13 protein-coding genes are annotated in these 13305 nt (G+C 42.8%); 3 read left to right on the top strand and 10 right to left on the bottom strand.

Features of this window, described 5'->3' with window-relative positions; all coding sequences use genetic code 11:
* Window positions 1–7: 7 nt before the first annotated feature.
* From ACED59_RS03775 to ACED59_RS03765, 3 genes are all read right to left on the bottom strand, one after another.
* On the bottom strand, window positions 8–958 hold the full coding sequence (locus ACED59_RS03775) for an iron chelate uptake ABC transporter family permease subunit (protein WP_017096357.1): 951 nt from the start codon (window positions 956–958) through the stop codon (window positions 8–10).
* The gene (locus ACED59_RS03770; protein ID WP_009844852.1) at window positions 951–1904 is read right to left on the bottom strand and encodes an ABC transporter permease; all 954 of its coding nucleotides are present in this window, start codon (window positions 1902–1904) and stop codon (window positions 951–953) included. Before ACED59_RS03770 ends, ACED59_RS03775 begins: the two co-directional genes overlap by 8 nt.
* A 99-nt stretch (window positions 1905–2003) precedes the next feature.
* Entirely contained in the window at window positions 2004–2936 is a 933-nt protein-coding gene (locus ACED59_RS03765; RefSeq protein ID WP_029223728.1) for a siderophore ABC transporter substrate-binding protein, read from the bottom strand.
* A 949-nt stretch (window positions 2937–3885) separates the two neighbouring features.
* On the opposite strand from ACED59_RS03765, the gene ACED59_RS03760 reads away from it, so the two are divergent.
* Window positions 3886–4095, top strand: a complete 210-nt coding sequence (locus ACED59_RS03760; RefSeq protein ID WP_004731601.1) for a hypothetical protein — start codon at window positions 3886–3888, stop codon at window positions 4093–4095.
* 239 nt (window positions 4096–4334) lie between these two features.
* Here ACED59_RS03760 and ACED59_RS03755 read toward each other — a convergent pair whose 3' ends face one another.
* From ACED59_RS03755 to ACED59_RS03735, 5 genes are all read right to left on the bottom strand, one after another.
* On the bottom strand, window positions 4335–4916 hold the full coding sequence (locus ACED59_RS03755) for a hypothetical protein (RefSeq protein ID WP_017096359.1): 582 nt from the start codon (window positions 4914–4916) through the stop codon (window positions 4335–4337).
* 253 nt (window positions 4917–5169) lie between these two features.
* Entirely contained in the window at window positions 5170–5826 is a 657-nt protein-coding gene (locus ACED59_RS03750; RefSeq protein WP_017096360.1) for a potassium channel family protein, read from the bottom strand.
* On the bottom strand, window positions 5827–6927 hold the full coding sequence (locus tag ACED59_RS03745; RefSeq protein ID WP_371704908.1) for an AI-2E family transporter: 1101 nt from the start codon (window positions 6925–6927) through the stop codon (window positions 5827–5829).
* A 22-nt stretch (window positions 6928–6949) separates the two neighbouring features.
* A complete protein-coding gene (locus tag ACED59_RS03740) occupies window positions 6950–7969 on the bottom strand; it encodes a DUF2955 domain-containing protein (RefSeq protein WP_017096362.1) in 1020 nt (339 codons plus the stop codon).
* Window positions 7959–9080 (bottom strand): HlyD family secretion protein, encoded by a 1122-nt coding sequence (locus ACED59_RS03735; protein ID WP_017096363.1) that lies wholly within the window; start codon window positions 9078–9080, stop codon window positions 7959–7961. The genes ACED59_RS03740 and ACED59_RS03735 overlap by 11 nt, the downstream gene beginning before the upstream one ends.
* Window positions 9081–9239: 159 nt before the next feature.
* Between ACED59_RS03735 and ACED59_RS03730 the strand changes: the two genes are divergently transcribed.
* A complete protein-coding gene (locus ACED59_RS03730) occupies window positions 9240–10235 on the top strand; it encodes an AraC family transcriptional regulator (protein ID WP_017096364.1) in 996 nt (331 codons plus the stop codon).
* Between the two features lie 36 nt (window positions 10236–10271).
* On the opposite strand, the gene ACED59_RS03725 is transcribed toward ACED59_RS03730, so the two are convergent.
* Complete coding sequence (locus tag ACED59_RS03725; RefSeq protein WP_017096365.1) at window positions 10272–11345, bottom strand: sensor domain-containing diguanylate cyclase; 1074 nt, start codon at window positions 11343–11345, stop codon at window positions 10272–10274.
* Between the two features lie 118 nt (window positions 11346–11463).
* A complete protein-coding gene (locus tag ACED59_RS03720) occupies window positions 11464–12468 on the bottom strand; it encodes a Solitary outer membrane autotransporter beta-barrel domain (protein ID WP_017096366.1) in 1005 nt (334 codons plus the stop codon).
* 343 nt (window positions 12469–12811) lie between these two features.
* On the opposite strand from ACED59_RS03720, the gene ACED59_RS03715 reads away from it, so the two are divergent.
* Window positions 12812–13279, top strand: coding sequence for a hypothetical protein (locus ACED59_RS03715; protein WP_017096367.1), 468 nt, complete (start codon window positions 12812–12814; stop codon window positions 13277–13279).
* Window positions 13280–13305 lie beyond the last annotated feature (26 nt).

Genomic DNA, 13305 nt, shown 5'->3' with positions numbered 1-13305 from the left:
ACTACCTTTACTGAATTCTGGTACGTAACAACAAGAACATAAAATACAAACCACCGACCAAGTTAATGATCACGCTTACTGTGGTTTCAAACGCCATTACTTTTTCGATAAACCATTGGCCTGAAACCAATAGAACGACCGCTAACAAACTGCTCGCGATGATAAGCACACGATGTTGATAAGATTTGAATATCTGACGAGCTAAGCTCACGGTGATTAAACCAAAGAACAACACAGGGCCAACCAAAGCAGTCGATACCGCGACCATCACTGACACAATCACCAAAGTAATCTGAGTCAGTCGCTTGGTGTTCACACCCAAGCTTGTTGCGTTATCAATACCAAGCCAAAGCACATCAAGCTTAGGCGCTAACAACCACAGGCCAAGCAAGCTCAAACCTAATGGAATAAGGCTGAGGTAAACCAGTTCGCCTTTCACGTTATTGAAGCTTGCGAACATCACATTCTGCAGCACGGCAAACTCGTTCGGGTCAATTAACATCGCAAGGAAGTTAGCCAAGCTTGAGAATACGCTGCCGCACACAATACCAATCAACAACAGTGTAAATACGTTGTTTCGCTTGCTCTTGAAGTAAAAATGGAACAGCGCAAACGAGAACAAGATCATCACAGTCACAGACAATGAAAAGTTTACGATTGAATCAATCACCCAGAAACTGGTACTGCCAAACACAAACAGAAGCACCGTTTGAACCAGCATATACAGACTGTCAAAGCCCAAGATGGATGGGGTTAGAATTCGATTATTAGTAATGGTTTGGAACACCAATGACGATGCAGAGATCGCCACCGCCGCCAACACAATCGACAGCAGTTTTGGTAGTCGCAAAGATAAGAAGAACTCGTAGTTATCCCACGCAAGTCCTTGCCCCACAAATACTGCCGCCATCCCCAAAGACGCGATAGCCAGAATCGCAATTTTTACTGAATCACGCATTCGACTTGTCTCTCATGATTAGGTAGATAAAAATCAAGCCACCAAAGATGCTGATTACCATCGAGATTGGTATCTCATAAGGGAAGATGACGATTCGAGCTAACAAGTCACAAACCAATACCAAGATCACGCCCCAATAGGCTGTCCAAGGCAGAATCTTCTTCATGTTATCGCCCATCATCAGCGACACGATATTCGGCACGATAAGGCCAAGGAATGGGATAACACCGACGATCATCACTACAGAAGAGGCGCAGATAGCAACCAATGCCACACCAATGAAGACGATCTTCTGATAATTGAGGCCAATGTTTTTTGCGAAGCTTTCACCAATACTTGCCGCACTGAACTGACTCGCAAAGTAATAAGCCAACACACATGCAGGAACCGCGAGGTAAAGGATTTCATAGCTGCCTTGCAATACACTCGCAAAGTTCGCCATCGTCCAAGCTGACATGGTTTGTACTAAATCGTATTTGTAAGCGATAAAGGTTGTTAGAGAGGAAATAACGTTGCCATACATGATGCCAATCAAAGGTACCAACACCGCATTCTTGAACTTCAAGTGTTGTAGAAAGCGGACCAATAGCATGGTGCCTAACACCGCAAACGCAAAGATAAAGCCTAAGTAGCTCCATTGAGCGGCATTACCCAGCACCAGAATACCGACGATGTACCCCAACATGGCGCAATCAATGGTGCCCATCGTAGAAGGTGCAGCAAACTTATTCTGAACAATCTGTTGCATTATCAAGCCAGCAACACTCAAGCCAGCACCGGCAAGCACAATCGCGAACAGTCGAGGGATCCGACTAACAACATAAATAGAGTTGGCGTGTTGGTTGCCATTGAAAAAATCGCTAAAACTGATCTCAGCGACTCCAATCATTAATGACGCAACGCATAACACAACAAGAAATACAGCAGCTGCAATGGGTTTTAACATAGAAGTAATACTAAAGGTAGGATCGGGGAGACCGTATAAAAAAGTGAAAAAGGGCTTATAAGAACACTCTTATAAGCCCGAGAATCTGATGACTAGTAACTATTGAATCGTACGTTCAATGTCGCCAAGCATTCTGTGAATCGCTGTTACGCCGCCACCTACCAGATACCAAGCACTTGAATCAAGGTAAACGATGTTGCCTTGCTGCGCTGCAGGTGTTGCTGCAACCAGTGGGTTGTCAAACAGCTGTTGTGCGCGCCCTTCTGACTTACCGATCGCTTTTTCGCGGTCAAGCACGTAAAGCACTTCAGGTTTTGCGTCAGCAATATATTCAAACGAGATTAGATTGCCGTGATTCCCTTTAATCGGAGCCACTGTCGCACTCTTTGACTCCACAAAGCCAAAGTCATCAAAGATGATTGAGAAGCGACTGCCCTTATTGAACATCGCAATGTTGTTGCCGTTGTTCATTAGCATCATTGCTGACGTTTCGTCAGACGCGACTTTGTCGTTAACCGCCGTGATAGACGCTTGAGTCTCTTTAATGAGCGCTTCTACTTTAGCTTGCTTACCGAAGAGCTTGCCTAGCGCGCGCCAGTTTTGCTGAGCATCAGCCCAGTATTTGTCACCTTCAATAGAGAACATGATGGTCGGAGCTATTTTTGCTAGTTGATCGTAAACCTTAAGCATACGGTTTTCGGCAATGATGATGTCAGGCTTCAGCATGTAGATAGCTTCAAAATCAGGTTCACTCAATGAGCCCGTATTTGCCGTCGTATCTTTGTACGAAGCTAGATAGTCAGGCATTAGGCTGTGAGGCGCGCCAACTGGCTGTATACCAATCTGATCAAGCACATCTAAGCTACCAAAGCCAAGTACTACAACGCGCTGTGGTACTTCGGTAAACTGCACCGTGCCCTTTACGTGTTCAATAGTGATTGTTTCCGCTTGAGCGGTCATTATCAATGATGATGCAAGAGCGATAGCAAGCCCACCCAATAACTGACGAACTGAATTGATTGTTTTCTTCATGTGTCTTCCTTTGCCAAGGATACAAACCACCACTCATGACAATAAAAGTCACATTACTCATAGATGAGCATGGGGCGTACACAACGGCTAAATAACGATAATTTAAAGTCTGTCATTGCTTTGACAACAAACTTGTAACACAAGTGAGAACTATTATCAATTATATTTGCGTTAAATTAGCGACACAACAACTTTATTATTCAGAAATGTAAAAGTGAGTATTCATGTTTTGCGTAGTCGGGAGATATATTAGGAATCAAAAATAGCAAAAAGCGCGAAGAGGAAAATGATCATCAATCTGAAGAAAAAACCTGATGGGGGAAAATGTCCGAAAACCCTGTAATTACAACGCTAAACCTCCTAATTACAACGCTAAACCTCAGAGTCACAAATTGCAATTTACAATGTAAAGACCAAGTATAACAGACACTTAACCACCACTAAATTAATACCTCAATTAAAACCACCAATGACAAAGAATACGAAGCGGTGCAAAACAGAGCCTCAGTCAGATACCTTGGTCAATCCCCTGTCCTTCGTTCATTTAACTATCAATAAGCGACGGCAAATCATTCAAAAATATTTTTAAATTTAATTAGAAATAGGGTTGTAATTTAAAAAACTAGGCGTATAGTTCGCCACCTGGCTCTAATCTATAGAGCTGTTAATGCTAAAGTAAGTCCAAGTTCCACATAGACAGTTCTCGATTCCCTCGTTACACCATCTCTGCGTCAGCTTTCACCCAGATAGTCATTCAATAGCTTTTAAATTCGATCCTACTACCGATCTCTCGTCATTCGCTCTTTTATCAGCGAAGTCAGAATAGATCGATCACTTAAATACAAATGTAATAAACACAAGGCACAGTTATGTCACGCAGAACAACACGACAAACCCATTGGTACCAACTATCACGCGAAAAAACAGTCAATAAACTAAAAGGTAATAAATGCTCAAGATTAAAATAGACTTACACAAAGAAGAGATTTCATGGGTCACCGAGATTCGACAGCTCAATAGCGATATACTCCACCGCCACATATTGCCCAAGCTACAACATCACAGTTATCTCATCGACTTTGAATTTAATGAACGAGAAAGCATCGGAACTATCGTTTCAGGCAACGGAAACACCCTAGGACATTTCACACTCCTATAGCATTTCCCATAGGCTGCAAAAGAAACACCGTCTAGTTCGACAGATATAAAAAAAGTCAAAGATGTCACCCTCAATTCGCTCTAGCAGAACAAAATAGAGTAGAAGTAAAACAGATCAGAAACCTAGCCCTTTTTGCATTTCACACGCGGCTAACGCTAGCTAGGTTATCGTGCTTCTATTGAAACCAACTTATATCAAACTCTGAATCACCAATGAGTCATTATCATTGCATTCATGGACTAATAAGTTAACGGCATCGACCTTAACTTTTGATCAAGAGTATATAAGTGTTCTGCAGCTTGCATGTGTTGAGGGTAATCGCTGAATTTCTCACGATTCTCCTCATTCATCTTACATGTCTCATCCACCAGCATTAACTTCCAATACAGCTTTGTTGTATGCAGCATCGCCAGTAAAGGTTTGAACACCTCTTTCTCATAAGCTTGAATCAACTCGTCACGTTCGTCTTCACTTGCGATTGAACCTTCGGTTGCCGACAACACTTTTTGATACTTCAGGTTTTGTTGCAGCTTATCCATCACCGTTTGGTTTTCTTCCGCTAACTCAACAAGCTTCGACTTAATAATGTTCACCCAATTCTCTTGGCTCAGTACTGTGCCATCAACACTGTTAAAGTCTTCTCGTATCTGTCGTTCAACACCTTTTTGAGCTTTCTTTAAAACCGCACGCACCTTTTGAAAAGGCAGCTGATATTCCTTACTTAGCTCGATAATCAGTTTATGAAAACCACCGTTTGGAAGGTGTAAGTTTTCCTTAAACGTCGCCATTGCAGCTTCTTGCTGCTCTGTAAGGTGAGTCATTCTGTTTCCTATTCTTTATCACTTATGGTGCTGAGCCCGCGATCATACCACTATATAACCTCGTTTTTTCGGTAACTTGATAGGTTACATCTAGCTACGTACTTAATTTCTCGCAACACGTTATTTTTTGGCTAGTTTTCACACTACTTGGCATGAAATGGTAAAACTGATCATCGAATAAAAACCATACTACACCTGTACCAACAAAACAGACTTCTAACTTATACAGGTACTAAAATGAAAAAGATTGCACTTAAGATTGAGACTGCGCAAGTCGGATGCTCACCAAGCTCGCGACCATGATGGCTAAATAGAAACTGCCGATAATGGACTCCATGAACACAAAGAATTGAGCAATAGGCAAAGCCGGTGATATGTCGCCATAGCCAACCGTGGTCAAGGTGATAAAGCTAAAGTACATCGCATTGAACAAGTTGGTCAGCCAGATTTGCTCTTCTAACCCGTTAAATGCATTAGGGAAGATTTCTAAAATCAACAAGTAGATAGTCGACCAAGCGAACCCTAACAACAAGTAAATACAGATAGAACCAATAATGTGATTGGGCGTCACCGTCTTTGCTTTCATTACCTGTTTGAGAGCGGAATAAATATGTGAGAACAGAAACACCGCCAATGCCGTTAACGTCACTATCGAAAGGTTATAGTCCTCCAAAAACGAGAATACCCCCGACACCGTAGCGGTTATCAATAGCAGACCATACCAAGAGCGATACAAGGCTCGCTCTTTATGTATTCCCACTATCGAAACAGCCAAAGTAATAATGATCAAAAACAGAATGGTCTTTTGACCTTGCGGATAAAACTGCTGCATCACCGCGCAACCAAAAAACAACACCAACAGTGCATAGAATAAGAAGTAGAAGTTGTCGTCTTTAGAGACTGGCTTCATCTATTTTTCCTCTGCCTCTGCTGGTTTTTTCTCAGTTTCTTCTTGGTTTTTCTCTTCAAGTCCAAGCCATGCCATCATCAGCTCATAGCTTAAACTCAGTATCACAGCACCAACAAACAGACCAACGATGCCTGACATCGCCATTCCGCCCAATGCACCCAGTAGAATAACCAACATTGGGATATGAGAGCCGCGGCTCAATAGCATCGGTTTCAAAATAGCGTCACTGCCACTGACCAAAATACACCACACTAAGAACAGGCTCGCCGCTAGCGTCGATTCAACACTGAACATGTAAATAATTGCAGGTAATAAAGCAAGAATCGGCGGAAGTTGAATAATTGCAATGAGCAGAACAGCTAATGCCCAAAACGCAGCCGCAGGAACGCCTGCAATAACTAAACCAATTGCTGACATAATGGATTGAATCACAGCAACACCTATCACACCCTGCACGACACTACGTACCGTTGATTTAGATAACTGTACCAACTCTTCACCTTTACCATCGGTTAGGCGAGCCACTAAGTGAGTGCCCCCCGTTTGGCACTTATCGGCGTTACTCATAAATGCGCCAGCAATGATGGTAGAAATAATAAACTGAATAAACCCACCGCCGAGAGAGCCTAAAACAGAAGCAGCTTTCGTCGCAAACTGTTTCAGTTCGTCAGCATACTTTATGAACGTACCTTCAATATTATTGGAGGCAGCTACCAAGGTTGAATATACCTTCTCCCCAATGAATGGAATATCTTGTAAAGACTCTTTGGGTTTCGGCAGAGACAGGGTTCCGTCCTGTAGCCCTGTCATTAGGTCCGAAGCACTGGTGTAAATACCGGAAGAGAGCGCAACTAAAGGAATGAGCAGTAACAGTACTCCGATAAAGCTCAGTAATGCGCTGGCTTTTCCTTTCGACATTCCCGTCTTATTTGAAATCGCGACAGCAACTGGATAGAGCGCAGTCGCAATGATCGCCCCCCAAATAACCAATAGAATGAATGGGCGTAAAATCGCAAAACACCAGTAGACGAGCATAGCAATCGCTGCAATTTTGATGGCAGCGTCTATCGCCTGTTTTGAAAAATCGTCGGTTAACTTCATGAGACGTCCTTGTTAGACAAAATTAATGCTGATTTTGTAGAAACTTCCAATTCCGAGTTTCTAGGAATAAAGAGGCCAAAATCATATATATGCCAATTAGCAATAATTGGAATATGCGAATAAAAGTGTTGCTATCGATATCGCCGGAGCTCATCAATGTGCTACCGACAAGTACTAGCAAGGTACTAAATGCAGTGGCGAAAATCGGTGCTTTTTCGGGAACCGTGTAGATTTTCTTAGCAATCACAATAGCGACCAAGCCTATGAATAAAGAGTAGAAGATAATATTCGGAACAATCGAAAGGATTGAAAAAGCAGCAATCGCGAGCAATCCCCCGATACCGTTACTTATCACCAGAAAAGCGCTCAACTTTATCGACTTCTCTGACGTAATCATCAACGATAACAACGCAATGAACATCATTGTCAGCAAAGCTTCAGATATTTGAAAAATAAAGAAAAAACACACCACTGGATAGGAGATAATCATCGCCCTAAAGGCCGCATACCAACGCTGTTTCTTTTCGAGTGGCGCAGCAGCGAAGCCAGAGAACGCCGATTTAGGCTCAGGGAAAAACACATGCACTAACGCAAAAAGCATGACTGAAACCACACCAGAGGTCGCTAAGCCAGAGGCCAGCATGACTGAAACGCCAGGGTTATCAATCGCCATGAATGGCAACATCAAGACCGCAATCAACAGTATGGTGGCGAACAGGTTCCATTTTGGGTCGACAAACAAGTAGTAACCCCACAGCATCATTAACCCCACCAAAATCAGCAATGGAATTGGGTAATGGGTAATTCCTCGCGACAGCAATAAACCTAACCCCATCGTCACCACAACGGCCAAGAGCAATTCGTAGACCGTTTCCTTATGGAGGTTTGATTTATCAATTAAGAACTTAGCAGTGAACACTGGCGCCACAAACGCAAGTGGCCAGTTTATCCACGCCGCCAAGAAAACAGCCAACGTGACCCCGACAGTAAATCGCAGGATACGTTGCTGTGTTTGTTGGTCAGGAATCCGCTTATCGGACATAAGACAATACGCTAATCAGACGAATCCATACTTTGCCTATCGCGTTGAACACAAAGTTATCGCCGCTATAAACAATCACATCCGCTTGGCCACCCACTCGGAGCATGCCTGTCACTTCTTCATTATCAAATTCAATGGTGATAGGAAGCATCTGTGTTTGGCGCAACCAACCCGTTTGTTGGCTAGCTTGCGCAAGCTTACCTGCTTGATCATTTTGCCCCCAATCAACACCCCAATCGATGCTACTTACGCGCCCTTTTACCACTTTGCCCGGTGCGAAGTCTAACGCCACTTCAACTTCATCACCGACCGTTACATTACCTAGGCTGTTCTCTCGATAATAAGCTTCAATCCAAATATCTTCGGTTGAAACAAAGGTCATGATTGCTTGCCCTGCCGATGCATAAAACCCTTCAGACAGGCTAAAGTTAGAAACACCACCTTGTGTCGGCGCGGTTATCACGGTGCGCTCTAGGTTCAATTGAGCTTGTTCAAGTGCCAGCAACGCCGCTTTCACTTGACTGTTTTCTTGTCCCTCTTTACCCATTTGTTGCTTCGCACCTTCAAGATCAGCCTCTGCATTCACAACAGCTGCTCGAGAGGTCGCTAATGCTGCTCGCGCTTTATCTGCATCTGATTTAGAAACCACACCTTTGTCTGCCATCTCTAAAACACGCTTGGCTTGTAGTTTGGTGTTTTGTCTTTCAACAATCGCTGAAGTGAGTTTCGCTTGCGCTGAAGCAATACTCGCGGTTTGAGCACCGACATTTTGGCCTGCAATCTCTAAATTTTGCTCGGCTTGTTGTACTGCAATTTTGTAATCAGACTCATCTAAAATGGCTAACTTGTCACCTTGATTAACCAGTTGGTTTGGTTGAACCAGTATATCGAGCACTTTACCCGACACCTCAGGCTTGATTGGAACGATATAACCTTTTACACGAGCATTATCAGTTATAGGGATGATGCGGTCTGAAATGACACTGAAGAGCAACATGAATGCAACAAACAACAATAGGTAGTTTGTGACCTTTCTTACTTTGTCTTTTCCATTTTCTTGCTGGCCAACTTCTTCATTGGCTTCTTGCTTATTCCCTTTGGCTTCTGACATGGGGCTCCCTTCTAGATAACTAACATCAACAAAATTAATACTTTAAAAATAAACCCAGCAATGGAAAACTCAAGTAAATAGGGTTAGATTTAGTAAACAAAACGTTGCAAATGATATGCACGTCTAATAATGCAACAATATATACAGGATTGTATTCTCATGACCTCTAGTCACTACCAAGTCCCAGTAATTCAGACGAACTACGCTAAAATTCTGGTTCAGGTTTTTTCTGACTATGGTCTTGATTTACATATGTTGCTTAAAGATTCCGGTTTACCACCAGACCTTATCGAATCAGAAAGCGATTTTGTGCCATCGGAATCCATTAAGCGTTTGATTTATCTCACATCGGCGCAACTTGGCGTATCTCGGTTCACCGATATTCTAGGACTCGCATTTCGACGTCGAATCATCCCAAATGTCTTGCATCAATTTGCCGAATTTAAAACCATTGGTGATTCGCTGAAACACCTAAATTCAATCTTTGCCTACGACTCCCCAGGCAGCAAAGTCGAGCTTATTCAAGAACACGGCCAAAGTTGGTTTTGCCGAACTGCACCCGAAGACAATTCCCCTACGTTTCAATGGGGAGAAGCTTTTGCAATTACATATATCATTGAGTTAATAACCATTTTATCCAAATCCCCATGGTTGCCTAGTAAGGTGCGTCTGCAAGGACATGACATCGATGTCGTCAAAACACTGGTGCCAAGTAGCTGCCAATTGTTTGTTGAACAGTCGTCGACGGCTGTGCTGATCCCTGAAGAAATCTTACAACTCCCAATTCGCCTAACCTCTAAAGAACTCAGTGCTAAACCGACGCTTATTGAGTGGCACACCAGCTTTACCGATAGCGTTTATGAGCTACTCAAGCCCTACATGAAAGAACAAGATCTCTCACTTGAAGAAACGGCTGAACTGCTCAATTTTTCTGTACGAACTTTTCAACGCAAACTCAAAAATGAAAATACGACCTATCGAAAAATCAAAGAAAACCTAATGTTTTCAGTCGCATGTGAGCTGATGGAAGAAGGACACACGCTGACCTACATTTCGAGCCAGTTGGGATACACCAACATCTCTCATTTTTCACGTGCGTTTAAGCGTGTGTCTGGTCTTACGCCGAAGATTTACCAACGCTCAATCTCGGCTTAGATACCGCTCGATTGATTAACCAAGCGCGGCCTGCATCTAACCAAGGGCAATTGGAGTAGCACAGCCCGAGCTAGAGCTAGAGCTAGAGCTACACACCCTATTTCGCCCGTTACCTTTGGCACGATAAAGCGCCTTATCCGCACTGCGACAGGTCGCTTCGGCTTGTGCTTGTATTTCAGATACACCACTGCTCACAGTCAGGTTCAGTGTTGTTCCTTTGGAAATCACTTCTTTCAATCGATACATCGCCTCAAACGCTTCTGCCAAATTAGTTTCGGGCATCAAGATAGCGAACTCCTCGCCGCCTACTCGCGCGACGATGTCGGTGTCTCGACTGTTATTTCTCAACAGTTCTGCGACCTCTTTCAACGCTGAATCACCTTGGTCATGACCATGATTATCATTGATGGCCTTGAAATGATCTAAATCGATCAACGCCAAACAGGAATGCGTGTAACCATAACGCTCCGCTAAGTTTGAATAATGATTAAGATCTTTATCAAAACGGCGGCGGTTCCAGCACCCTGTGAGAGAATCTGTGTCCACCAACATTCTTAATCGACGTTCTAATACTTTGCGTCGACTAATATCCGTAAAGGTCACCACATATTTATTATTGTGCGACAGTATTTCAACTAACTTTTCGACAACCACATTCACAGTAAAATGTTCACCAAGTCGACTGACTCCACTCAACTCACCCTTCCATCTCTGGTTTTCCTTGAGTGAGCGAGTAATGGTAGATATTAAACTGCTGTTATTCATAAAACAGAGATCAGAAATCGGGCGAGACTCGACTTGATTAAAGGCATAACCTGAAACTCTAGAGAACTGTTGATTGACTTGTATTACCCTCAATTGACTATCGAGGATGATAAAACCAGCAACGCCATCAATGATCGCTTCCGACAAGCTATTCTTGCTTTGAGCCATTTCATGTCGATATAGGCGTGCAGTAATGAGGGTGCTGAGCAAAAACAACGCGCACACAGAAAAAGCCATGACTGCCGAAGAAGCCATACTCAATAACCACAAGCTAACTGCCATATTAAGGGCAAGTGTAGACACCACGTATAGCGGCATTTTTCGGTCAAAACTTAACTTATTCATAGTCTGCTCTAGTGATGGACGAATGACTATGATGGCTAAGTTTTCACTAAGATATTTACCATTTTACGACACATACAAATTCAAATTATATGAGTACCATTAAGATCAACAACTTATGCTAATTATTGAGTAAGAATAACAAGCTACCGCCACTGAGTGAGCTGCCATAATTGAAGTTAATTCCAATCCCGAAGTTGTCAAAAAAATAAGAGTCATAAGGCACATCAAATACTAATCCTGCCCCGAATTCATAGTAATAGTGCGTATCTAAAGGAGCAGTCAAATCACCCGCGACATCGATTCTGGTTAAGTTATAGTGGATTTGAGGGTTATTAAGCGACCAAGCATCGAGCGCTACATTTTGCCTAAACTCTAGTTCATTAATAAATCGCATCCCTTCTGGGTTACCGATATCGCCATCGTTCGCTTCGCCCCAGCCTGTTCCATAAAAGTAACGAACTCTGGAAGACACATTCCAACTGCCCCACTCCTTTGGTTGCAAGTATTGAAGTTTGACTGAAGGTTCTGCAACAAGCGCCCATGCTGATGTATTCAACGCGTAGCCGTCTAGCTGAGATTGAAATGCTTGAGAGTAGCTGTTGTTGTATTCGTATTTATTGCGGTAATAGAGCAAGTGAGTGCCTAAGCCATAGGCGATAGACCAATGTTGGTTTAAATGGTTTTGCCCTCCAAAAAAGCCATACAGGCCCAATACCGAGTCTTCATTTGGGTTAACACGACGGTCAGGAGTCACATCTGATGAGATCTCAATATCCTGTTCAGAAAGCGCATAAGACCCTCGCACAGACCAAATAAGGTCGAAGTCAGGGTCATCCGTTTTAATCACGGAAGAGTAAGGGATGGAGCCCACACTCACTTGGCTTCGAGTATCGATGGTTTTATCGGATCCAAAACCACTGTCGTTTAAATTGATAAACGAATTAGGATCAAAATCCACAAAGCCAATTGAAATGGCATCGCTGTCAGTCAGCGCAATTGATACAGAAAATATCTTCTCTAAGCGGTTCTGAATCAATTCATTAGAAGCATAGGCTGAGGAAGAACTGAGGCTCATTAAGAGCAGAATAATATAACGGGGATAGTGCGATAGGGGTGAAAGCATTAAGTTGACTCCATTCAAACTTATGCTTTAAGTGTAATTGGTAACTTAACTAATTCAATCAGAGAGTTAACGGTGTGGTTGATACTGCTCTCAGTTCCAACTGCAAGAGCGTTGCTAAATCGATGGCTCCCCAAAGTTCTTCTACGTCTTGGATTCTAAAATGAATAATCATATGCGCCTCTGTCTAAATTGGAGTCTTATCTTGAATCATTATTAAAACGCTTACTTACCATAATGCGCCAAACTGACTTTAAGACCTGTTTCGCATATAAAACAATAAGCGGTTGAAAATTATAGGATTAACTCCTAAGTTTTTTATAACCCTTTACTCAGGAAGAAGTAGATGAGCAATATAGAAAAAGTATATGGATTTAATACGCCCCAACGACTCTTTGTCGGATACACGCTTGCGGTACTCGTCGATTTAACGGTTCTTAATTTTTTTGATGAATACTGGAACTTCGTCAATATTGAGTCTTTCACCATCTCATTTGCAGCTGCGATTCTGCTACAACTCTTGCTCAAACTGTCTATTGGCTTAGAACATAAGCTCGCAGATTACTTCAAGTCTAAACCCGGCACTGCGCCTAAGATTTATCGCGGTTTATCCAGTTACGTGATTCTAGTGGGCTCTAAGTTTGTGATGCTGGAAGCCATCAATATCTTGTTTGGAGACAAGGTCGATTTCACAGGCCCATGGAATGGTGTGGTGGCGTTCTTCGCTGTGGTATTCACTATTTTGGTCGCAGAGATTATTGTTTCAAAGATCTACTTCGCACTCGATGACACGCCCAAAGCCGAAAAAGCATAGCCTCTTTTGATACACACCTAAGACAA

The organism is Vibrio sp. FF266, assembly GCF_041439695.1.
Classification (GTDB): Bacteria; Pseudomonadota; Gammaproteobacteria; order Enterobacterales; family Vibrionaceae; genus Vibrio; species Vibrio tasmaniensis_A.
This window is presented reverse-complemented; position numbering and strand designations above follow the sequence as displayed.